Genomic DNA, 23,778 nt, shown 5'->3' on the forward strand with positions numbered 1-23,778 from the left:
GAACCGCCGTATGCGACCCACGCTTGTACGGTGGTGTGAGAGGACGGAGGCCGTGAGGCCTCCTCCTACTCGATTTAATATGATTAAATATGCAACACGGTGATGTGATGTTTTATTACTTGAAATCAACTTAATTTAAGGTGTAAAATAACATGTTAAAATAGTGGTATATATCTTACAAGGCTGTAATTGTCATGTAACTTAATTTAAGTATTGTAACTCACAGAACACAGTTTAGTTGTATGCCTAATGTGTGCTGGGTGTTAATGTAATGTTTTGTTCAAATGATGTAATGTGAGCTACTTTAAGTCTTCGAAAAGTAACCAACTTGCATAGCACAGAATAGCGTATTAAAAATTGAAATCGGCAGGAAAGTCGATAATGTATATAAAACCAAGTGCAAAGAATAGTGCACGTATAACAACGTTAGGCTTAGGGTATCGTCACTGTATGTGAATGAATATTCCTAAGTTTCGAAATAAGTGTTGGTGCTCATCCCCCTGAGGATATACCTCTAACGAGCACTGACATCGACAAGCTATAAATATATGGAGAATAAAATGGCTGGTGTATTGGGAATGATTCTTGCTGGTGGTGAAGGCTCTCGCTTAAGACCTTTAACCGAATCTCGCAGCAAACCCTCGGTTCCTTTCGGTGGTAGCTACCGCTTAATTGACTTCGCTTTGAATAACTTTGTTAATGCTGATCTGATGAAGATCTACGTATTAACCCAGTTTAAGTCACAATCACTGTTCCACCATATGAAAAAAGGCTGGAATATCAGTGGAATAACAGATCGTTTTATTGACCCTATCCCTGCACAAATGCGTAAAGGGAAGCGTTGGTATGAAGGCACGGCAGATGCTATCTACCAAAATATGGGCTTTATGGAGTTAGAAGAACCGGATCAAGTGTGTATTTTTGGTTCTGACCATATCTATAAAATGGACATCAAACAGATGCTTGATTTCCATAAAGAGAAGAAGGCAGCGTTAACGGTTTCTGCTTTGCGTATGCCACTTGCTGAAGCATCAGAGTTCGGTGTTATCGAAGTCGATGCTGAAGGTCGTATGATTGGCTTTGAAGAGAAGCCTGCTAACCCTAAATCAATCCCGGGTGACCCTGAATCAGCACTTGTTTCTATGGGTAACTACGTATTTGAAGCAAAAGAGCTGTTTGCTGAATTAACAGAAGATGCCGACAAGCCAGGCTCTTCTCATGATTTCGGAAAAGATATTATTCCAAACATGTTCCCACGTGGTGATGTGTTTGTTTACGATTTCAGCACTAACCGTATTACCGGTGAAAAAGAAGAAGTTTACTGGCGCGATGTAGGTACGATTGATGCGTATTGGCAGGCTCATATGGATCTTCTTGAGAAAGATGCGCCATTCTCGCTCTACAATCGCAAATGGCCATTGCACACCTACTACCCGCCATTACCGCCTGCGACGTTTACGGATTCAGCCAATGGTCGAGTGCAGATCATTGATAGCTTAGTCTGTAATGGTAGCTACGTGCGTGGTTCCCGTATCGAGAAGTGTGTACTAGGCTTCCGCAGCAATATCGCTTCAGCGTGTGACATTAGCGAGAGTATCTTGTTAGGTGATGTTAAAGTGGGCGAGGGTTGTGTGCTTCGTCGTGTTATTGTTGATAAAGATGCAGACATCGCACCGGGTACGCAAATTGGCGTAAACCTCAAAGAAGACAAAAAGCACTACCACGTTTCTGAAGACGGTGTAGTTGTGATTCCTAAAGGAGCACGAGTTGGTTACTAAGGCTCTCTCGGTACTTTTTGTAGCGTCTGAAGTTGAAGGCTTGATTAAAAGTGGTGGCTTGGCTGATGTAGCCAAGGCACTGCCTAAAGCGTTACAAACACTCGAACAGGACGTTCGAGTGGCCATACCCGCTTACCGAAATATTCCGAATGTCGAGTCGGCTGACGTTATTTTAGCGACTGAATTGGAACACTGGCCTCATACTGCGTATCAGGTCAAGAAACTGAGTGTTGAAGGTGTTCAAGTATTTGGTATTGAGTGTGCTAAATATTTTGATCGTCCTGAAATGTACGCAGAAAATAACCAAGCTTATGCGGATAATGGAGAGCGTTTTTCTTTCTTCAGTGCTGCATGTCTCGATATGCTTCCAAAACTTGGTTTTCAACCAGATATTGTTCATGCGAATGATTGGCATACAGGCTTTGTGCCTTTCCTGCTTAAATCACGTTATCAACACCATGATTTTTTTAACAAAACACGCAGCGTAATTTCGATTCATAATGCGGTCTTCAAAGGCGTGTTCTCTTATGATGAGTTACAGTGCTTGCCAGAGATGCATAGTTATAATGTGCCACAAGCTGCGGTGAGTGATACTCATGTGACGATGCTAAAAGCTGGTGTGTTGTCTGCCGATAAAGTGAACGCCGTGAGCCCAACCTATGCTGAAGAGCTGAAAACGGAGTTAGGCAGCCATGGTATGGCGGCAGAATTTCAACACCGCTCTGCTGATCTGTTCGGCATCTTAAATGGTTGTGATTACGGAGCATGGAATCCCGAAATCGATGCTTTTCTTCCTCGCAAGTACAAAGCAACCAAACAAAGTATGGCTCGTGGTAAAGCCGCTTGTAAGCAAAAGCTGCAGCAAGATGTCGGCTTACCAGAGAAGGATTGTGCGGTTTATGGCATGGTTTGTCGCCTGACCAATCAAAAAGGGGTCCATTACTTATTGCCTATCATCGAGCAGTTCTTGAAAAATGAGCTTCAGATTGTGGTAGTGGGGACTGGTGATCCTGTTTTGTCGAGTCGACTGAAAGAGCTGTCGGCCCTTCACTCGGAAAAATTCTCGTTTGTTGAGGCTTACAACAATGAGTTAGCTCATTTGGTTGAAGCGGGTTCTGATTTCTTTTTAATGCCTTCTGAGTTTGAACCTTGTGGTTTAAATCAAATTTATAGCATGGCTTATGGAACCCTGCCTATCGTCCGCTCTGTGGGTGGTTTGAAAGACAGTGTCAATGATTATGACCAAGATCCTGAACAAGCGACAGGCTTTGCGTTTGACAGGCCAACACCTCAAGCGCTGTTAGAGGTATTGCACCGCTCTCTATTGCTTTACTCACAGAATCCATCTGAAATTAGACGAGTTCAGCTTTATGCAATGCAGCAAGATTTTTGCTGGGAAGATGCGGCGAGAGAGTACCTTGCTATGTATTATACAGCGCTCTAGTGCTTGAGCTCAGTTGTAGTAATCAGTTTGAGCGATAGAACTGTGTCTTAGAACGATTATTCACGGTCATTTGACTATCTTAAAGGCATCCTTATATAGGATGCTTTTTTATTATTTGACCACCTGTATAAGTTTGATAAAGATAACCACAAGTAGACCTATACTTTGGTGTTGGGTGTGAGTACCGAAAGGTACCAAGATTGACACTATTATTACTTAACTTGCCTCTTAGCGTGATACCCTTGACTCACGCCTTATGATAGGGCAAGCCCTAATTTTAATAACTAAAGCGATAGATATGTCAGAGAGTTTATTATTTCATAAAACCTTTACGCATCCTACGAGTGATGAATGGGTAGTGTTTGTACATGGTGCAGGAGGGAGCTCTTCCATCTGGTTCAAACAGATCAAAGCCTATAAACAACACTTTAATTTGCTTTTGATTGACCTTCGCGGGCATGGCAAGTCAGACAATATCCTTAAAGGTCTGATATCCAATCGCTATACGTTCAAAGCAGTAACGCTCGATATTCTTAAAGTTCTTGATCATCTGAAAATTCGTTCGGCCCATTTTGTTGGCATGTCTTTGGGGACAATTATCATTCGCAATATTGCCGAATTATCCGTTGGACGTGTACGGTCAATGGTGTTGGGTGGCGCTGTGACTAAACTCAACGCTCGTTCACAGGTGTTGGTTAAACTTGGTAATTTAAGTAAACATATTATCCCTTATATGTGGCTCTACAGCCTCTTTGCTTACGTGGTTATGCCGCAAAAAAGCCAGAGAGAATCGCGCCACCTGTTTATCCGTGAAGCCAAAAAACTGTGTCAAAAAGAGTTCAAGCGCTGGTTTATCCTAACGGCCGACGTTAACCCGCTGATGAAATACTTCAAAGATAGGGAGTTACCTATTCCAACTCTCTATTTGATGGGAGAGCATGATTACATGTTTATTAAACCAGTTAAAGAAATGGTGGAAGCGCACGAGTCGAGTGAGTTGGTGGAAATCGCGAATTGCGGGCACGTGTGTAACGTTGAAAACCCAGAAGAATTCAACCAACGTTCTATCGCATTTATTCAAAAGCAGATCCAGTAATCGCTCAATGAGCGATAAGTCAGTGACATGATGATGGTCACTGACTCGAATAACATGCAAAACGGGAAGCTAAAATTAGCTTCCCGTTTTTTTAGCTTCCCATTATTTTAGAGGAGGGAGACTGAATTGCTTTGTATAAACTTCAAATTTGTTATTCAGGTGAAGCAGCACCGCATTGCCAGCAAGATCCGAATTGTGCTTCATTGATTTCATGGCATTCCCTACAACGCCATTCTTCATAGATAATGGAGTCTTGTTGCTTCTGGTATTCATTGACAACAACGCGCGCCTTATCGGCCTGATTGGGTTCATAGAGCCAAACATAGGGGTCGGTATCCTCGGTAAATGGTATTTCCCCTTTTAAACCAAATAAGCCATCTCCACGGACTTCACAGGCGATATTTTCACTTTCTAATAGCCCACAAATAATATGGGCTTCTGTTGGGTTGGATGCGCTAAAAAATTTCATTTTAACTAAACCTTATTCTGTCACAGGTGCTGAGCGAAATTTACCAATTAACCATTTTGCAACGATTGGGAATATACCCAACAACGCAAATGACAATAGTACAGAAGGGGATACGATACTAGAAAGAGAATCAATTTCGGCTAACTGAGTACCTGCATTCAAAAATACCGCGGTGCCCGGAAGCATCCCTAATTGACTGGTAATGTAATACCGAGTAACGGAGATCGGGGTTAAGCCCATTAAAAGGTTAATGAGAAAAAAAGGAAAAACGGGGATCAGACGCAGTGAGAATAAATAAAATGCCCCGTCTTTTTCTACGCCCTGATTGATGGTAGCTAACTTGTCGCCAAATTTATTTTGAATCCAATCTCGGAGTAAAAATCGGCTGCTTAGAAAAGCTAAGGTTGCGCCAATAGCACTCGCGAAAGAGACTAAAAGTAAGCTGTTCCAAAAACCGAATAAAGCTGCTCCTAGCAGAGTGACCACGGCTGCCCCGGGAATCGAGAAAGCGGTAATCATCACATACGAGACAAAATAAATAGCCGCAGCCTTAATAAAGTGACTTTCAATGTAGTCATTCAATACAGCTTGTTGTGCCTTGGCATTTTCGAGCGTTAGGTACTGACCAAAATTCACACCTAATAGTACGATTGTGACGACCAAAATAATACCCAATATCATTTTCTTACTCATTGATCTTTCCTCAAAATTTTTAACGCATACCATTAGTATAGATAGACAGGCAAAGCATAGATTAACTTTCAGCAGATATAAAAAAAGCCGCAAAAATGCGGCTTAGTGGTATGAGCTTTGTGCTAATAAAGCTAATTAACACGGTTGATAAGCTCTTCTCGACGCTGTTGTGGTACAACCGACCAATGTGTGCCATTGATCGCGCCTTCTAGTGCCCAAAGCAGTTCGATACTAACAGACGACGCAAAAGATTCCTTAATGGCATTAAATGCGTTTACAGAGCCAGATTCGTATAAACGTTCTACAGAATCGATCCCTGCCTTTTTCAACATGCGCTCAGTCGCGAGTCGAAGGTTAGGTAGGTCTTTGAGTCGAGTAGGTTTAGCTGAAGACTGTTCAGCTTTCTCTTCTTTTGCGAAACCGAGAGACGTGTTCGCAAGCGCTAAGATTGCCTCTTGGTCTTGCCACCAGTCTTCAGGTAAAGCGAAATATTTGGTAACGACAGGGAACCCCCGTTTTTTATAGACGTACGGTTGAAATCCTTGTTGTTCGAATTGTTTTGTTGTACATTTATTCGCTCTTATATGTAACTCGTTGTTTACTACCAGAGCAAACATAGTATCATCAGCAAAAAGACCGAATCCACCAAACATCGAGCGTGATTTAATTTTTCCTAAGGGCTCAAATAACTTCATTGAGTCCTTGAGTATCGGTTTATCCATGTTATTTATCTCGGTGTATTTGAAGTACGCCACCAAATAAGCAGGTCCGAGAGGCTAGCAAAATGTTACAATTAAATTGTCAATATGCAGTAGGTTACTAACGACTGTTAGTCTTTGCTGCATTTTTGCCATCGGTAACCCCGCTACCATACCAACGAGTGGTTTAGGTCGGAAGTTTTGCGTCCCACTCTTTCAAGTGGTTTGCCCTGTGCGTGACTCATTGAAATAGGATAAGGTTTTTGTTGAACTAAGTTCACAGTTATTATTAAAAATGTGATCTTAGTTCAGTAAATTATTCGTGCAGGATGAATCCGCTCGCATATTTGTTGTTGATAAAAAAGCGCACCTAACAGGTGCGCTTGATGAAAGTAAACTCAATTGGCGGATTAATTTAATGTTTTAACTGTGCTTCGTTCAACAATCTCAGGGTGCATTTCGAACACTCGTTTCTCGTGATCTTTATCTTTGATTCTTTCTAACAATATTTCGAATGCATTTTTTCCAACACGACGTTTAGGTTGGTGGACCGTGGTTAACGGTGGAGAGAAGTACTCAGCCAGTTCAATATTGTCGTAACCGATAACCGAGATATCTTCAGGAATGCGAATGCCTTCTTGTTGTAAGCGACTCATTAAACCAAGCGCCATGGTATCGTTAAAGCAGAATACCGCTGTTGGTCGCTCTTCCATTTGAAGGATTTGCTCGGCAGCAAGTACAGCGGTATCACATTCGAAGTTACCTTCAATAATTAGACGCTCATCCGTAGCGATATTCGCTTCACCTAATGCACGTTTGTACCCCGAAATGCGTTCTATACACGCTGCTTTGTCTAAGTGGCCACTTAAACAAGCAATCTTTGAGTGACCGCGTTCAATTAGGTATTTGGTCGCTAGGTAACCGCCTTCTTCTGAGTTATCAATGATTTTGTCAGCTTGAGAGCTTTCAGGACCCCAGTCCATAATCACTTTTGGGATGTTTGCGTGGCGGTCTAGCATGCCTCTTAGATCTTCCGTTAGATCTGAACACATCACTAAAATGCCATCAACACGTTTCTCAGCAAGCATTCGGATGTAGTCACGTTGTTTCTCATAGATGCCACCCGTGTTACACAGAATCAAAGTGTAACCTTGACGATAGCAGTAGCTCTCCACACCATCGATAACTTCAGAGAAGAACAGATTGGTTGATTGGGTCACCAGCATGCCAATGGTACGTGTTGAATTACATTTCAAGCTACGAGCAACAGCGCTTGGCGCATAATTAAGTTCGTCTACGGCTTTGTTTACTTTTTCTTGAGTGGTTTCCGCAACAAAACGTGTTTTATTGATCACGTGAGAAACGGTGGTGGTTGATACGCCGGCTAAGCGAGCAACATCTTTTATCGTGGCCATGGTTTTATCCTATTAGAAGCTACTTTCCAAAGAACGGAATGCAGTAGCCGTTAAGCAACCTAACTAAGAGCTAAAATTTGTAAGGCTCTTTTGGGTATTAAAGTGCTAAAAAACAAAAAACCGCTATGTTAGCGGCTGGTTTTAACACCGAAATGCATCAAGCTAAGTTAAGCATAGCATTTCGTGAATGTTTCATTTTATCGTTTGCGCTCACAATTCTAGACTGACTAGGAATTGCGAGCAATCAAATTCACCCCATTTCTGGGGCAATTATCACATTCTGTTGAATTTATTATTTTCTGATTAATTTATCAATTAGAATCATTCGCCCACTAAATATTGAGTCTCTAACTGACAAAATGCAACGAGTAGAGATGACACTGAAGCATAGAAACCAAACGAGTCTACATCGTGACATTTTGCGTTGAATTTCGGTATCCAAGTTAGCAGTTGTTGCTCAATAAACTGCAGTTGAACGGTGAATGCGTTTTCTAATTCTTGTTCAAGCTCGGTTTCGTTGGATCGAATGATCAAGTTACCAAGAAAATCGAGTTCAATTGCGATGTGATCGGCGGGCTCTTTTAGATCTTGGTTTACGACTAAGTTGTACTTAGCCATGATCGCTTCCATCTCTTTTGCTGGCTTATCATTCAATAGGCCAGTTTCGCCGATATACATAGAAGCGTAAGGCAGCGCGCCGTATTTATCTGTCTTTAAGAAAAGATCGCAAAAGTCTGCGGACAGTTCTAGTTGAGCATCTTCACGTGTTTGTAGACGGTTTAGTGCATCGACTAAGCGATCAATTGCGGGCTTGAGTATTTCATTTTCGCCTAAACCGGTTAGGAAAGAACGAATTTCAACAGAGTGGTAGTGATCGAGTTCTTGTTGAGTGAGTTCTTTAGCGAATAAGCTTGATAGCAACCAGTATATTTCAGCTCTTTGCTCGTTGAACGCTTTCGTGTCTTTCATTTAATGGATCCTGATTGAGTCGTTATGCCTATATTGAATTGTGATGGGCGATAAATAGCAAGGCTTAAGATTGTCTTGTATCAAAAAAAAATCATGTTTCTGGCTTTTATCTATTGGGCGACTAGAATTGTTACTATTTATGAATAGAATGTTCGCTGAAACTATTAAATAAGAAAAGTGGTGTAGATGAGCTATCACGTATTGGTCGTAGAAGATGATGTGGTAACCCGCAGTAAACTGGTTGGATATTTTCAGAATGAGGGTTACACCGTGAGTGAAGCTGAAAGCGGCGCTCAAATGAGAAACGTGTTAGAAGAAAACAGTGTTGACCTCGTTATGCTCGACATCAACTTGCCAGGCGAAGATGGATTGATGCTAACGCGCAAATTACGCAGTCAATCTGACATCGGGATTATTTTGGTTACTGGACGCACGGATAGCATCGACAAAATTGTTGGCCTTGAAATGGGCGCAGATGATTATGTGACTAAACCTTTCGAACTTCGCGAATTACTCGTTCGAGTAAAAAATCTACTTTGGCGCATTTCTGCCGCTCGTAAAACGGCAGCAGACGCTGTAGAAGAAACATCAGACGAGTCTGTGGTTCGTTTCGGTGATTGGACATTTGATATTCCTCGTCGTGCGCTAAGCAAAAACGGCGAGCCAGTGAAGCTGACTAAAGCTGAATATGAACTGTTGGTGGCTTTGTCTTCTTATCCTAACCAAGTATTAAGTCGCGAACGTATTCTGAATATGATCAGCCATCGAGTAGAGGCTCCGAATGATCGAACCATCGATGTGCTGATTCGTCGTATGCGTGCCAAGATGGAGTTTGACCCTAAGAATCCTCAAATTTTTGTTACGGTTCATGGCGAAGGTTATATGTTTGCGGGGGACTAATCCCTTCGTTCTCATTGCTACGTATTAACCAGATTAAAAAAGCCGAGACATGTATCAAGTCTCGGCTTTTTTACTTGTCTTGCTGCTTTGTATTCGTCTCTACAGCACCTTTTATGGCTGTATCTATTACTACCTTGGCGGCGCCGTTACAACTTTTCGCAACATCACGATATCGGCCATGTCATTTATTGTGGCAGAGCCGCAGAAACTTCGCTGTTATCATCGAGCAGGATCGGGTTGGCAGGTATCATCATTGGATCATCAACGTGGTTGGCACTGCTATCTAACCAGTCGCGCAGGCCTTGCCAAGCTAACCCCATCGTTTCATACCAGTAGCGCTCTGTCTGTTCAAGATAGATAGCCTTAGGCATGTACTTATTCCAAGGTTCTATAATGCCTTTTTGAGCCAGATAGTTGGTGGGTGCTGGCAATGGGCTGATACCTGCTGCGTTGAACTCCTTTAACGCACGCGTCATATGACTTGCTGAAGTCACTAATATCATTTTTTTGTTTTTTACGAATGCAGAAGCTTGGCGAGCTTCTTCCCACGTGTCTTGAGCCGTCTCAAGTAGAATGATATCCGGCTTTGCCACGCCTAGAGCTAAAGCAACCTTAGCCATTGTTCTCGCATTGCTCACTTCCGTGCCAGCGCCGTAGCCAGACAAAATCAACTTGGCTCCTGGATAAAGACGTAGAATACGAATCCCTTCACTTAATCGCATTAGTCCTGTCCGGCTGAGTTCGGAAGTGGGGGGGATTTGGTCGTCGACTACGTGGCCGCTGCCAAGAACCATGACGTAATCCACGGTTTCATCGACGGGCAAGAATGCTGTGTGTTGCCTTTCCATTGGCATTAAAAGTTGGCTAGAAACTGGCTGGAAAGCGATAAGGAAAATACCAATAAGGGCTGAAAGAGTCATCAGACAACCTGTCTTCCTTTTGGTAGTAAACATCACTAGGGCTAAACCCAGAAAAGCGAGAATTAACATTGCTGGCAGTGGCATCAGTAACGAAGACACTACTTTTTTCAGCTCAAACATATCCGAATAGTCCGAAAAAACATCACTTAGTAGTAAAAAGAGACATCGCCTCTTTATTCCTGGAATTCCTGTGAGAGAATAGCAGGCACGATAGAACATAATAACTCAAGTAGCCGTGACTGAAGACCGTAATTTCGACGATATCGCCCACAAATTTGCAAAAAATATTTACGGCTCTGACAAAGGAGAGATCCGTCAGATCATCGTATGGGAAGATTTAGAGCAAGCTTTGAGCAAATTTGAACACTCAGATTCTCCGCTGCAGGTGCTTGATGCTGGTGGCGGTCTTGCACAAATGTCACAAAAAATTGCCGCGCTTGGACATAAGATTTCTTTGTGTGATCTCTCTTCTGAGATGCTTAAGCTTGCGCAACAAGGGATCTCTGAAGCGGGGTTGCTAGAGCAGTATCGCTTTATCCATTCTCCGGTACAGAAAGTGGCAGAACATCTCGATGAGAAAGTCGATTTTGTGATGTTTCATGCCGTCATGGAGTGGTTAGCCGATCCTAAAGAGGCGCTTGATTTATTGTTGGATCAAGTTAAACCGGGTGGCGTAGCCTCGATAATGTTTTATAACCACCACGGGTTAGTCCTGAAAAATGTGATTTGTGGCAACATTCCTCATGTACTTAATGGGATGCCACATCGAAAACGGTTTAAGCTGCAACCGCAACAAGGCTTGAAGCCGGAAGAGGTTTACCAATGGATAGAAGACGCTGGTCTAGAAATCTGTGGTAAATCAGGCATTCGCTCCTTTAGTGACTACATAGGTAATATGGAGTACATGGGCGATTACCAATTTGAAGATGTATTGGAACTAGAAAAACAGCTATGCCGCCAAGAGCCATATCTGTCGCTAGGCCGTTATATTCACGTTTGGGCTCAAAAACCTGCGCAATAGCAACGATGAATGTGGTAAAAGAACCATAATACGCGCTATGCCATCGTAAGAAGCCCGCGTCATCAAGAAATAGGCGTTATATCTATTATGTTCATAATCCATCATGTTTATATCTATCATGTTCGATATGACGAAGAACAGTAACAGGAACCACAATGAGTGAAATGACTCAAACTGCCGAAGAGCAGCCAATTGATGAATTGGTGGGCTGGGTCAAGCAGCATGATTTTTCATTAAACTTGCCGCCAGAGCGCTTAGCATTTTTGATTGCCATAGCAGTACTTAGCAATGAAAGGTTCGATGAAGAGTTAGGTGAGGGTGAATTGCACGATGCATTTACCATTGTCACTCGACTGTTTGAAGATACTGGCGAAGCGTCTGCGTTTCGTGCCAATAATGCCATCAATGAGCTGGTTAAACAGAAGTTGATTAGCCGCTTTACCAGCGAAATTACCGATGGTGCAAGCATTTATCGCTTATCTCCTTTGGCGATTGGTATCTCAGATTATTACTTACGTCATCGTCAGTTCTCTAAATTAAAACTGTCTATCCAGCTTTCTATGGTGGCCGATGAGATGGCAAAAGCCATTGAAGCGGCGCAGAAAGGTGGAACGCCGGGGCACTGGAGAAAGAACGTTTACGGCGTGCTCAAGTATTCAGTCGGTGAAATCTTCGATCAGATCGATTTAAACCAGCGTGTGATGGACGAGCAGCAGCAAACCGTTAAGCATCAAATTGCCGACCTTCTCAATAAAGATTGGCGAGAGGCGATCAACAATTGTGAAGCTCTGTTATCAGAAACGTCAGCCACGCTGAAAGAATTGCAGGACACCTTGCAAGCGGCAGGCGATGAGCTGCAAACACAGATCCTCGATATTCAAGAAATTGTTTACGGTGACGATGAGCTCGAGTTCGTAGGCGAAACCTTGTTTGGCTTGCAAATGAAACTTGATCGAATCACAAGTTGGGGCCAACAGGCGATCGACTTATGGATCGGTTATGACCGTCACGTACATAAGTTTATCCGTACCGCGATTGATATGGATAAAAACCGTGCCTTTAGCCAACGCTTGCGTCAGTCCGTTACCGACTACTTTGATGCACCTTGGTTATTGACCTACGCCGATGCCGAGAAGCTGACCGATTTGCGTGATGAAGCGCTGGTGCTTCGTGATGACGAAGTGATGGGACAAGCGCCAATCGACGTAGAATATGAAGAATTTGAGCAAGTGAATGATCTGCTTTCAGACCGAATTGCAGAGATGTTAAAAGCTCACAAACAGCAAGGTACGCCAATTGATCTTGGCCTTGTGTTACGCGACTATCTCGCGGCACACCCTCGCACACACCATTTTGATTTAGCCAAAATTGTTGTCGACCAAGCCGTGCGCTTAGGTTACTCAGAGTCTGACTATCAGGCGATTCAGCCTGATTGGCAGGCAATCAACGATTTCGGAGCAAAGGTACAAGCCAATGTCATTAACAAGTACTGATGATTACATGCCAGAGAAACTGGTAAAAGCGATAGCGAACCCACTGTTCCCTGCGCTAGACAGCATGCTGCGTTCAGGTAAGCATATTTCAACCGAAGATTTAGATAACCACGCGTTGCTGGCTGATTTTGAAGTTGAGCTTCAGCATTTTTACCAACGCTACAACACCGAACTGGTTAAAGCGCCGGAAGGTTTCTTCTACCTGCGCCCGCGTTCTACGTCTTTAATCGGTCGTAGTGTGTTGTCTGAGTTAGACATGCTTGTCGGTAAGGTATTGTGTTTCTTATATCTAAGCCCAGAGCGTTTAGCCCATGAAGGCATCTTCACCAATCAAGAACTGTATGAAGAGCTTATGGCACTGGCTGATGAGAAAAAACTCATGAAGCTGACGACTAACCGCGCTTCAGGGTCAGACTTAGATAAAGAAAAGCTGTTTGAAAAAGTACGTACTTCTCTGCGCCGTTTACGTCGTATCGGCATGCTGATTGCGATTGGTGAAACGGGTAAGTTCCGCATCAGCGAAGCGGTATTTCGTTTTGGCGCTGACGTACGCGTTGGCGACGATATGAAAGAAGCGCAATTGCGCCTTATTCGTGATGGTGAAGCTGTGGTTCATACTCAAGAGCCTAGCCAAGGTAGCTTGTTGAATGAAGGTCCTGTGGAAGCTACATCGGATACAGGCGTAGATCAAAGCGATCAACAAGACATTTTTAACGATCAAGCTGGTGTTGACCTTGAGTCAAACGATGGCGAACAAACAAAAGTAGAAGGTGAAGCATGATTGAAAGAGGTAAGTATCAATCATTAACCATGGTCAACTGGAACGGCTTCTTTGCGCGTACTTTTGACATTGATGGGTTAGTTACCACGCTTTCTGGCGGTAATGGTGCCGGTAAGTCGACCACCATGGCGGCATTCATTACTGCGCTGATCCCTGACCAAAGCCTTCTGCATTTCCGTAACACAACGGAAGCAGGTAGCTCACAGTCGTCACGTGACAAAGGTCTTTACGGTAAGCTTCAGCCTGGCGCATGTTATGCAGCGCTCGATGTGATCAACTCTCGTAATCAACGCCTGTTGTTTGCAGTAAAACTGCAGCAAGTTGCGGGTCGTGACAAGAAAGTAGACATCAAGCCGTTCGTTATCCAAGGCCTTCCAAGCCATGTGAAACCAACGGACGTACTGATTCAGAACGTTTCAGACAGCCACGCGCGTGTATGTCAGTTGAACGATGTGAAAGCTGCGGTAGCGCAACACGAAGGCGCACATTTCAAAGCCTTCTCTTCGATTGTTGATTACCACTCACAGATGTTTGAGTACGGTGTGGTTCCGAAGAAACTGCGTAACAGCAGCGACCGTTCTAAGTTCTACCGTCTGATTGAAGCATCACTTTACGGTGGTATCTCAAGTGCGATTACACGCTCTCTGCGTGATTACCTTCTGCCGCAAAATGGTGGTGTGAAGAAAGCATTCCAAGATATGGAATCAGCACTGCGTGAGAACCGCATGACGCTAGAAGCGATCAAGACAACTCAGTCGGATCGTGACTTGTTCAAACACTTGATCACTGAATCTACAAACTACGTGGCTGCGGACTACATGCGCCATGCCAACGATCGTCGTAACAAGTTAGATCAAACCATGAAGTTCCGTGGCGAACTGTTTGGTTCTCGCGAAACCTTACTTGATCAAAACAACCTGCTGAATCGTGTTCAAGAAGAACTCGAACTGCTGGTGGAGCAAGAATCAGCGCTGGAGCAAGATTACCAAGCGGCTTCGGATCACCTTCAGTTGGTGCAAACTGCACTTCGTCAGCAAGAGAAAATTGCACGCTACAGCGAAGACCTAGAAGAGCTAAATGAGCGTCTAGAAGAGCAGGTGATGGTGGTTGAAGAAGCTCAAGAGCGAGTGCTTCTTGCTGAAGAGCAGGCAACTATTACTGAAGAAGAAGTGGATAGCCTGAAAACTCAGCTCGCTGACTACCAACAAGCGTTGGATGTTCAGCAGACTCGTGCACTTCAATACCAGCAAGCGGTTCAAGCATTAGAGAAAACCAAGCAGTTGCTAGGTGATGACTCTATTACTGCAGAAAGCGCGTTAACCTTGGTTTCTGAGCTAAAAGCACAACAAGAATCAAGCACGCAGACGCTACTGTCTACTAAGCACAAGCTAGACATGTCTTCTGCAGCTTCTGCACAGTTCGACAAAGCACTGTCTTTGGTTAAGAGCATCGTTGGTGACGTTGAACGTAAAGAAGCGTCTTACAGCGCTAAGCAAGCTTTAGAAAAAGGCCGCAACGCTAAACATGTTGTTGAGAACGAACAGCAATGGCGTGCTCAGCACCGAGACATGGCTCGTGATGTAGCACAGCAGCGTCAAGCAAAAGAGCTTGCGACTGAATACCAAAAGCAACACAACATTTCACTGACTGACGAAGCGGTTTTCGACGAAGAGCGCGAACGTCATGCAATGCAGATAGAAACGCTTGAGTACGCTCAAGAAGAGTTGCGTGAAGCGAAAAGTGAACAACGTCGTGTTCAACAGAACCACGACCAAGAGATTCAAAAGCTAGAATCCATTGCTCCTGCTTGGATCACAGCAAACGATGCGCTTGAAGCATTAAGAGATCAAACCGAAGCTGAGCTAGAAGATAGCCAAGCGGTGATGACTCAAATGCAGCAAGTACTTGAAGACGAAAAGTCTCAAGCGGTTGCTAAAGATCAACTGGCAACTCGCCGAGCTGAACTTGAGCAAGAGATCGAGCGTCTAGCATCTCCAGGTGGTTCTAACGATCCTCGTCTGAAAGGCTTAGCTGACACCCTTGGTGGTATGCTGCTTTCTGAGATCTACGACGATATCACGATTGGCGATGCGCCATACTTCAGTGCGATGTACGGCCCGGCCCGTCATGCGATTGTGGTTTCTGACCTTGATGGCATCAAAGAGAAGCTGATTGATCTTGATGATTGTCCAGAAGACCTTTACATCCTAGAAGGTGATGTAGACGCGTTTGATGACAGCTCATTCAACGCGGACGAGTTAGAAGGCGCAGTGTGCGTTCAACTGAACGATCGCCAAATGCGTTACTCTCGCTTCCCTGAAATTCCACTGTTTGGTCGCGCAGCTCGTGAACAACGCCTTGAGAAATTGCGCGAAGAGCGTGACGTTGTCGTTGAGAACCACGCTAAAGCAGCGTTTGACTCTCAAAAACTGAATCGCCTATACCAAGCATTCAACAGCTTTGTTGCTAAACACCTGCACGTTGCATTCAACGCTGATCCAGAACAGGCGTTAGCGTCTATTCGCGATAAGCGTAACCAAATTGTTCGTTCTCTGGCAGAACTAGATTCTAAAGAGCAACAACAACGCAGTCAGCTTTTACAAAGCAAACAGGCACTTAGTGCATTAGACAAACTCGCGCCTATGGTTCGTATTCTTGAAGACGAAACATTAGCTGAGCGTCTTGCTGAATTAGAAGCACAACTAGAGCGTTTAAGTGAAGCTAAGTCTTACTTGAACACTCACAGCAAAGCGCTAACTTCATTAGAGCAAATCGTTTCTGCACTCGACGCTGACCCAGAGCAATTCGAAGCTTTGGAAGCCGAGTACCGTCAAGCTGACAATGCTCTGCAAACGCTAAAAGGCAAAGTGTTCGCACTGTCTGATCTGATTGAGCGTCGTCACTACTTTGCTTACGCAGACTCTGTTGACCTGCTTAACAAGAGCAGCGAACTGAGCGAACAGTTGAAAGCGAAACTGGTTCAAGCGGAACAAGCACGAGCGAAAAGCCGTGATGGCTTGAAGCAAGCTCGCGAACAGATGAACCAGTACAACCAAGTATTGGCAGCACTGAAGAGCTCGCACCAAGCGAAGCAAGAGACTGTTCAAGAGTTCAAACAAGAGCTTCAAGAGTTCGGTGTAAACGCTGATGAAGGCGCTGAAGAACGCGCTGTACGTCGTCGTGACGAGCTTCAAGAGCGTCTACACACTTCTCGTAGCCGTAAGAGTGAATACGAGCGTACGATTACCTCAACCGAACTTGAGATGAAAGCGCTGGCTAAGCGTCTTAAGAAAGTACAGAAAGAGTACACAGAGCTTCGTACCTTCGTGGTTGCAGCCAAAGCAGGTTGGTGTTCAGTACTTCGCTTAGCTCGTGAAAATGACGTTGAACGTCGTCTACACAAGCGCGAACTGGCTTACCTAACGGCTGGCGAACTTCGCTCAATGTCGGACAAATCACTAGGTGCACTGCGTTTGGCTGTGGCTGACAATGAAGACCTACGTGATTCACTGCGTCTATCGGAAGACAATGCGCATCCAGAGCGTAAGGTTCTGTTCTACATTGCGGTTTACCAACACCTTCGTGAGCGTATTCGCCAAGACATCATTCATACGGATGATCCGGTTGAAGCAATCGAAGAGATGGAAGTTGAGCTAGCTCGATTAACAGAAGAACTGACTCAGCGTGAAAACCGCCTAGCGATTAGCTCTGAGTCGGTAGCAAGCATCATTAAGAAGACGATTCAACGTGAGCAGAACCGTATTCGAATGCTCAACCAAGGCTTGTCGAACATTTACTTTGGTCAGGTTAAAGGCGTACGTCTGAATGTTAAGATCCGTGAAAGCCACGAGATCTTGCTATCAGGGCTAGCGACTCAACAAGAGCAGCATAAAGACTTATTTGAGACAACGCGCTTCACCTTCTCCGAAGCGATGGCGAAACTGTTCCAACGTGTCAACCCACATATCGACATGGGTCAACGTTCTCCTCAAGTTCTAGGTGAAGAGCTACTGGATTACCGTAACTACCTAGAGCTAAGTGTGGAAGTTAACCGTGGCTCTGATGGTTGGCTACAAGCGGAATCGGGCGCTCTATCTACGGGTGAGGCTATCGGTACGGGTCAATCTATCCTATTGATGGTTGTTCAGAGCTGGGAAGAAGAGTCACGTCGACTTCGTAGTAAAGACATCGTTCCATGTCGTTTGTTGTTCCTTGATGAAGCAGCACGTCTGGATGCGAAGTCTATCTCTACACTGTTTGAACTGTGTGACCGTCTAGGTATGCAACTTCTGATCGCAGCACCAGAGAACATTAGCCCTGAGAAAGGCACCACCTATAAACTGGTTCGTAAGGTATTTAAAGATCACGAGCACGTACACGTGGTTGGCCTGCGCGGTTTTGCTCAAAACAAAGCCACTTCTCCTGTGCAAGATCTACTTGAAGAAATTGAGCAATAGGCCCGATAGCGATATATCCTCGGGCGACTTAGCCTTGAGCTCATTATCAACATCAGTATCAATATAAATTTTAACATCAATTCCAAGCCCCTAACTATTAGGGGCTTAATTGTACCTTTAATTTGAACTGGTATAACCACTCACACTTTGTGGGTATTATCAATAAAATTTGTTTGAGGTCACACGCACAAAACCATAATTAATGTATGGTAATGACTCGAATTTAATAATATTAATAATATTGTATTACTTGAATTTTAATTATTGGATAACTCGCTGATGGGCGAAAGTAGAGGCAGGGCTTAGCTATGATTCAAATCACGATTGATGGGAAATATCGAATTGTCGAACAAGGACAAACCGTTCTTGAGGCCACAAAAACATGTGGTTTGGACATTCCTTCTTTGTGTGGTTTGAATAAAACGGCGGACAAAGTACCCTGCGATCTATGTGTGGTCGAAGTCGATGGGATCGGTCTAACCCGCTCTTGTGAACTCGAGGTGTCTAATGGATTGAACATTACCACTCAGTCAAAACAGCTGACCGTTCATCGACAAACTGCATTAAATCGAATCATGGCAGATCATTACGCCGACTGCGAAGCGCCTTGTCAAACGGCGTGCCCTGCGGGGGTCGATATCCAATCTTACCTGTATCATATCGCTCAAAATGATCACATTAAAGCAATCGAGGTGATCAAAAAAACATTACCCATGCCATTGTCGATTGGTCGTGTATGTCCTGCCTTTTGTGAAACTGAATGCCGTCGAAATCTTGTCGATGACTCGATTGCGATTCGTCAGCTTAAGCGCCATGCTGCCGATGCGGATCTATCCGCTCAAGAAAGCTACACGCCAGAGAAGAAACCAAGCAAAGGTAAGCGGATTGCGGTTGTCGGCAGTGGTCCCGGCGGCCTTACGGCAGGTTATTACCTCTCTAATGAGGGCTATGACGTTAGCGTTTATGAGTCGATGCCTAAAGCGGGCGGTTGGCTGCGTTACGGTATTCCTGAATACCGTTTACCTAAATCGATTCTAGACAAAGAAATCGAGTTAATGTGTCGCAACGGGATGTCGGTAGAGTGCGATAAAAAGCTCGGCGTTGATTTTACACTGTCTGATTTAAGCAATGACTTCGATGCAGTTTGTCTTGCGGTCGGCGCATCACAAGCGGTTGAAATGAACTACCCGGGCAGTGAGCTTGGCGGTTGCTATTTAGGCGTCGATTATCTGAAAGACTATGTCACCGATCAGCGTTTTACTACTGGCAAAAAAGTGGCTGTGATCGGCGGTGGTAACACAGCAATTGATTGTGCTCGAACAGCGGTTCGTGATGGGGCGGATACCACGCTGATTTATCGTCGTACCCGAGATGAAATGCCAGCTGAAGATTACGAAATCGAAGAAGCAGAACATGAAGGGGTCAAGTTCCACTTCTTGACTAATCCAGCAGAAAACATCGCTGATGAAAATGGCCATGTAGCAGAAATTCGATTAGAGCGTATGGCATTAGGCCCGGCAGATGCCTCAGGTCGTCGCAGCCCTAAGCCGACGGGTGAGTTCTTTGTTGAGGCGTTTGATACCGTTATTGCTGCGGTGTCACAAAAGCCTGATTTGAGTTTTATGGACAATGAAGCGATAGAGATCCCACTGACACGTTGGAACACCGCTGATGCCAATCCGCAAACTATGCACTCGGGAACGGGTAATATCTTCAGTATTGGTGACTTCCGACGTGGTCCTGCCACGGCAGTGGAAGCTGTCGGTGATGGACGCATTGCCGCGCAAGCGATCGATCGTTTCTTCAATGGTGATATGGATAACATTCCGGTTAAGCCGTTTAACTCAAGAAAGCATAAACAGCTCAAAGCCGTAGATCCTAAGCAGTACCAATCCATTCAGCGCATGGCACGTAAGATCATGCCAGAACTCACGCCCGAGCAGCGTGAGCAAAGCTTCGATGAAGTTGAAACTGGGTTTGATAACGTAGATGCCATTGCCGAAGCTGCAAGGTGTCTAGAGTGTGGCTGTCAAGCCAATACCGACTGCGACCTGCGAGAGTACTCGACCGAGTACAAAGCAACGCAAACTCATCCAGAGTACAAAATTGATGTGGCTTCGCATGAGAGCTGGCAGGCGATTCGTGCTCAAGAAGCCAAGACTGACTCAATAAGACAAAAATTTGAAGTTGATGATAGCTCTGAATTCATAGTCTTTGATGCCAACCGCTGTATCAGCTGTGGTCAGTGCATCCAAGCGTGTCGTGAGCAGAATGTTCACGGAGTTCTTAGCTTCATGAATCAGGCCGATGGAAAACCAGCATCAAGGCCTGAGTGTCGACCTAATTTTGGCGCGAATAAGACCTTAATGGGCGACTCCAAATGTGTGCAATGTGGCTCGTGTGTTCAGGCGTGTCCAACCGGTGCTATGGTCGATGCTCGAGATAGAAAACAAGGTGACACAGACGTACTGAAAAAAGTTGATACCATCTGTACCTACTGCGGCGTGGGTTGCAAGCTCACCATGCATGTTGATGAGAGTAAGAATAAAATCCGCTATATCGAAGGCGGTGATTCTCCGGTTAATGAAGGTATGTTGTGCGTTAAAGGCCGTTTCGGATTCGACTTTGTCAGCAGTGATGCCCGTTTGACTACACCATTGATTCGAAAGGACGGCTGGTTGCAACCTGCGACTTGGGAGCAAGCGATTAAACTCATTGCTGAGAAGTTTACAGTCATCAAGCAAGGCTTTGGTAGCCATGCACTGGCAGGCTTCTCGTCGGCGAAAACCACCAACGAAGATAATTATGCCTTCCAAAAATTTATTCGCCGTGAGTTGGGTACCAACAACGTCGATCACTGTGCTCGACTTTGCCATGCTTCAACGGTAACTGGTTTAGAAGCTTCGCTGGGTAGCGGCGCGATGACCAATGATATTCCAAGCATCAAGCACTCAGACGTGATCTTTATTATTGGCTCAGATACGACTTCAGCACACCCAATTATCGGCTCACACATCAAGCAAGCGGTGAGGAAGGGGGGAGCACGACTTATTGTCGCGGATCCAAAACGCATTGATATTGCTGACCATGCTGAACTTTATTTGGCACATCGACCGGGTACCGATGTAATGCTGATTAATGGTGTGATGCAGCAGATCATCAAGCATGGTTGGTATGACCAAGAGTATATCGAAGATCGTGTAGACGGCTTTGATACCTTACTTCAAGAGGTGATGTCACCAAGTTATTCGCTCGATAAAGTGGAATTGGTAACGGGTGTTAAAGCCGACGATATCTTCGCCATGGCGCGCATGATCGGTACTGCAGAACGCACGGCGGTGTATTACTCAATGGGGATTACGCAACATACCACTGGGCACGATAACGTTCGCTCAATCGCTAACCTGCAGCTGTTGTGTGGCAACATCGGTATTGAGGGCGGTGGTATTAACCCATTGCGCGGTCAATCCAATGTTCAGGGAGCATGCGACATGGGCGCTCTACCAAACAATCTTCCAGGTTATCAGAAAGTGTATAACCCTATGGTTCGTCAAAAGTTTGCAATGGAGTGGGGCATTTCTGAATTACCAGCAGATACAGGCTTAACGCTCACCGAAATTATTGACGGAGCGTGTCAGAGACAGGTTCGTGGTCTATACGTGATGGGCGAAAACCCAGTATTGAGTGATCCGAATCAAGCACACGTCATTGAAGGGCTTGAAGCATTAGACTTCCTTGTGGTCCAAGACATCTTCTTAACGGAGACGGCGCAGTATGCCGATGTAGTTCTGCCGTCTTGTTCCTTTGCTGAAAAATCGGGTCACTTTACTAATACCGAGCGACGTGTTCAGCGTATCAACCCAGCGGTAAACCCACCCGGTGAAGCAAAAGAAGACTGGGTGATTATCCAATTACTAGCGAATGCGATGGGCGGTGGTTGGAGCTACGATTCGGTTGCGGACATTACCAATGAGATTGCTCGCGTCACCCCGCAATACGCTGGTTTACGTTGGGAAAACATAACGGTCAATGGCGTGCAATGGCCAAGTAATAATAACAACCCTGACGGTACCCGTATAATGCACCAGACTCAGTTCACTCGTGGACGAGGCCAAATGGAAGCGATCCCATTTCGATATGCGGCAGAGCTGCCAGATCGTGAGTACCCATTAGTGTTAACGACAGGGCGAGTATTAGAGCAGTTCCACACCGGAACCATGACACGTAAAACCAAAGGGCTTGATAATTTGGCTGGGCCACGTGCCATGGTCAGTGTTGATGATGCCGAAGCGTTAGGAATCTCTAACGGTCAGAGGTTAAAAGTATCGACACGTCGCGGAGAAATTGAAATCGCGGCATTTGTCACTAAGAGAATGCAAAAGGGTGTGGTGTTTATTCCATTCCACTTTGTTGAATCACCCGTTAACCGTTTGACGACCACAGCGACGGATCCGCATGCCAAGATCCCAGAGTTTAAGGTAGCAGCGGTACGCATCGACCCTATTTGCGAGCCTGAAGCGGAAGCAGCAGAGGCTTAGTCAAATTAGCTAGGTGAAGACGGCAGGCATTAAAAAGCCGCGTAATCTCAGAGTTATGCGGCTTTTTTATTGAGCTAGATTCGGCATAAATGACTTGGTCAGCAGCTCAGTTTTTGATCGAGTTAGCTTTGAACGATTTCGTTCCCGTGAACGCCAAACTGTTGGGCTGCGTAGGCAACGCGCTCAGCCGGTTTCGGGTATTCAGCGGGTGTGCCAAGGTTTTCAATATGGTGCAAACGAGGCAATAATCCTGCGCCATTAGCTATCTGGATTGCTAAGCCTGGGCGAGCATTGAGCTCCAGTACCATAGGGCCTTCTTCTTGGTCTAAAACCATGTCAGTACCCATGTAACCAAGGCTTGTCATCTCCCATGCACTAGATGCAAGAGTCAGCAGTTTTTCCCAATGAGGGACTTGCAGTAACGCAAGCTCTTTATCTGTGTCCGGGTGATGAGTGACAGGTTGATCAAACTGAACGGCACGAACGGCTTTACCCGTTGCGATGCAAATACCCACACCTACAGCGCCTTGGTGTAAGTTGGCTTTACCATCAGAGGCAGAAGTGGACAGGCGCATCATCGCCATTACAGGGTAGCCTTTGAATACGATGATTCGTACGTCTGGCACACCTTCGTAACTAAAGCCGTCAAAACACTCGTCAAATTTGATCAGGTTTTCAACCACAGCGACGTCATTCTTGCCACCCAGTGAGAAAAGGCCCGCGAGCGCATTACTGATATGACGCTCGACGTCCTCCTCGTTAATGGTTGAGCCAGAAGGCTTAGTATAGACGCCATCTTTGTGAGAAGTGATCACAAGGATACCTTTACCACCGCTGCCTTGAGCTGGTTTGATTACAAAGCCCGGCCACTCTTTAACCATCTTGTGAATGGTTTTTACTTCAGCTTGGTGACCGATAACGCCGATGAGCTTAGGCACAGTTGCACCAGCTTGCTCTGCGATGATCTTAGTCTTTAGCTTGTCATCAACTAATGGGTACTTGGAACGATCATTGTAGCGACCAATGTAGCTATGGTTGCGTTTGTTCATTCCCATTATGCCTTTGTCTTTCAACTGAAACGGCGAAGTAAACTGATCAAACATAAC

The 23,778-nt window shown here is 45.0% G+C and carries 16 protein-coding genes and 1 riboswitch; of the genes, 9 read left to right on the forward strand and 7 right to left on the reverse strand.

The features are described from left to right. The first annotated feature begins 548 nt into the window (after positions 1–548). From glgC to Q1A70_RS09265, 3 genes are all read left to right on the forward strand, one after another. Positions 549–1,778, forward strand: a complete 1,230-nt coding sequence (glgC, locus tag Q1A70_RS09255; protein ID WP_299689607.1) for a glucose-1-phosphate adenylyltransferase — start codon at positions 549–551, stop codon at positions 1,776–1,778. Beyond that, positions 1,768–3,222, forward strand: a complete 1,455-nt coding sequence (glgA, locus tag Q1A70_RS09260; RefSeq protein WP_299689610.1) for a glycogen synthase GlgA — start codon at positions 1,768–1,770, stop codon at positions 3,220–3,222. The genes glgC and glgA overlap by 11 nt, the downstream gene beginning before the upstream one ends. Before the next feature lie 298 nt (positions 3,223–3,520). Beyond that, positions 3,521–4,318, forward strand: a complete 798-nt coding sequence (locus tag Q1A70_RS09265; protein WP_299689613.1) for an alpha/beta hydrolase — start codon at positions 3,521–3,523, stop codon at positions 4,316–4,318. Between the two features lie 151 nt (positions 4,319–4,469). On the opposite strand, the gene Q1A70_RS09270 is transcribed toward Q1A70_RS09265, so the two are convergent. The 5 genes from Q1A70_RS09270 to torD all read right to left on the reverse strand — a co-directional run bounded on the left by Q1A70_RS09270 (position 4,470) and on the right by torD (position 8,562). Continuing rightward, the gene (locus Q1A70_RS09270; protein WP_299689616.1) at positions 4,470–4,787 is read right to left on the reverse strand and encodes a DUF2007 domain-containing protein; all 318 of its coding nucleotides are present in this window, start codon (positions 4,785–4,787) and stop codon (positions 4,470–4,472) included. 12 nt (positions 4,788–4,799) lie between these two features. Next, complete coding sequence (locus Q1A70_RS09275) at positions 4,800–5,480, reverse strand: TVP38/TMEM64 family protein (RefSeq protein ID WP_299689619.1); 681 nt, start codon at positions 5,478–5,480, stop codon at positions 4,800–4,802. A 131-nt stretch (positions 5,481–5,611) separates the two neighbouring features. After that, positions 5,612–6,202, reverse strand: a complete 591-nt coding sequence (locus tag Q1A70_RS09280; RefSeq protein ID WP_299689622.1) for a TfoX/Sxy family DNA transformation protein — start codon at positions 6,200–6,202, stop codon at positions 5,612–5,614. A gap of 130 nt (positions 6,203–6,332) precedes the next feature. Then, positions 6,333–6,418: riboswitch (cyclic di-GMP riboswitch) on the reverse strand. 170 nt (positions 6,419–6,588) lie between these two features. Then, positions 6,589–7,593: an HTH-type transcriptional repressor PurR gene (gene purR / locus Q1A70_RS09285; RefSeq protein ID WP_299689625.1), complete on the reverse strand. Its 1,005-nt coding sequence runs from the start codon at positions 7,591–7,593 to the stop codon at positions 6,589–6,591. A 321-nt stretch (positions 7,594–7,914) separates the two neighbouring features. Further along, the gene (torD, locus tag Q1A70_RS09290) at positions 7,915–8,562 is read right to left on the reverse strand and encodes a molecular chaperone TorD (RefSeq protein WP_299689628.1); all 648 of its coding nucleotides are present in this window, start codon (positions 8,560–8,562) and stop codon (positions 7,915–7,917) included. A gap of 186 nt (positions 8,563–8,748) precedes the next feature. Between torD and torR the strand changes: the two genes are divergently transcribed. Beyond that, a complete protein-coding gene (torR, locus tag Q1A70_RS09295) occupies positions 8,749–9,462 on the forward strand; it encodes a two-component system response regulator TorR (protein ID WP_299689631.1) in 714 nt (237 codons plus the stop codon). A gap of 185 nt (positions 9,463–9,647) precedes the next feature. Here the strand turns inward: torR and elyC are convergent, their stop codons facing one another. After that, the gene (gene elyC / locus Q1A70_RS09300) at positions 9,648–10,502 is read right to left on the reverse strand and encodes an envelope biogenesis factor ElyC (protein ID WP_299689634.1); all 855 of its coding nucleotides are present in this window, start codon (positions 10,500–10,502) and stop codon (positions 9,648–9,650) included. Between the two features lie 115 nt (positions 10,503–10,617). On the opposite strand from elyC, the gene cmoM reads away from it, so the two are divergent. From cmoM to fdhF, 5 genes are all read left to right on the forward strand, one after another. Further along, positions 10,618–11,403, forward strand: a complete 786-nt coding sequence (gene cmoM / locus Q1A70_RS09305; protein ID WP_299689637.1) for a tRNA uridine 5-oxyacetic acid(34) methyltransferase CmoM — start codon at positions 10,618–10,620, stop codon at positions 11,401–11,403. Positions 11,404–11,558: 155 nt separating this feature from the next. Continuing rightward, the gene (gene mukF / locus Q1A70_RS09310) at positions 11,559–12,896 is read left to right on the forward strand and encodes a chromosome partition protein MukF (protein ID WP_299689640.1); all 1,338 of its coding nucleotides are present in this window, start codon (positions 11,559–11,561) and stop codon (positions 12,894–12,896) included. Next, the gene (mukE, locus tag Q1A70_RS09315) at positions 12,877–13,677 is read left to right on the forward strand and encodes a chromosome partition protein MukE (RefSeq protein ID WP_299689644.1); all 801 of its coding nucleotides are present in this window, start codon (positions 12,877–12,879) and stop codon (positions 13,675–13,677) included. The genes mukF and mukE overlap by 20 nt, the downstream gene beginning before the upstream one ends. Continuing rightward, positions 13,674–18,134: a chromosome partition protein MukB gene (gene mukB, locus Q1A70_RS09320; protein ID WP_299689647.1), complete on the forward strand. Its 4,461-nt coding sequence runs from the start codon at positions 13,674–13,676 to the stop codon at positions 18,132–18,134. Before mukE ends, mukB begins: the two co-directional genes overlap by 4 nt. A gap of 308 nt (positions 18,135–18,442) precedes the next feature. After that, positions 18,443–22,672 carry a formate dehydrogenase subunit alpha gene (gene fdhF / locus Q1A70_RS09325; protein ID WP_299689650.1) on the forward strand — a complete coding sequence of 1,410 codons (4,230 nt, stop codon included), beginning with the start codon at positions 18,443–18,445 and terminating at the stop codon, positions 22,670–22,672. 122 nt (positions 22,673–22,794) lie between these two features. Here the strand turns inward: fdhF and Q1A70_RS09330 are convergent, their stop codons facing one another. Continuing rightward, the gene (locus tag Q1A70_RS09330) at positions 22,795–23,775 is read right to left on the reverse strand and encodes an alpha-L-glutamate ligase-like protein (protein WP_299689653.1); all 981 of its coding nucleotides are present in this window, start codon (positions 23,773–23,775) and stop codon (positions 22,795–22,797) included. Positions 23,776–23,778: the final 3 nt, after the last annotated feature.

This window comes from uncultured Vibrio sp., assembly GCF_947488985.1.
Taxonomy (GTDB): domain Bacteria; phylum Pseudomonadota; class Gammaproteobacteria; order Enterobacterales; family Vibrionaceae; genus Vibrio.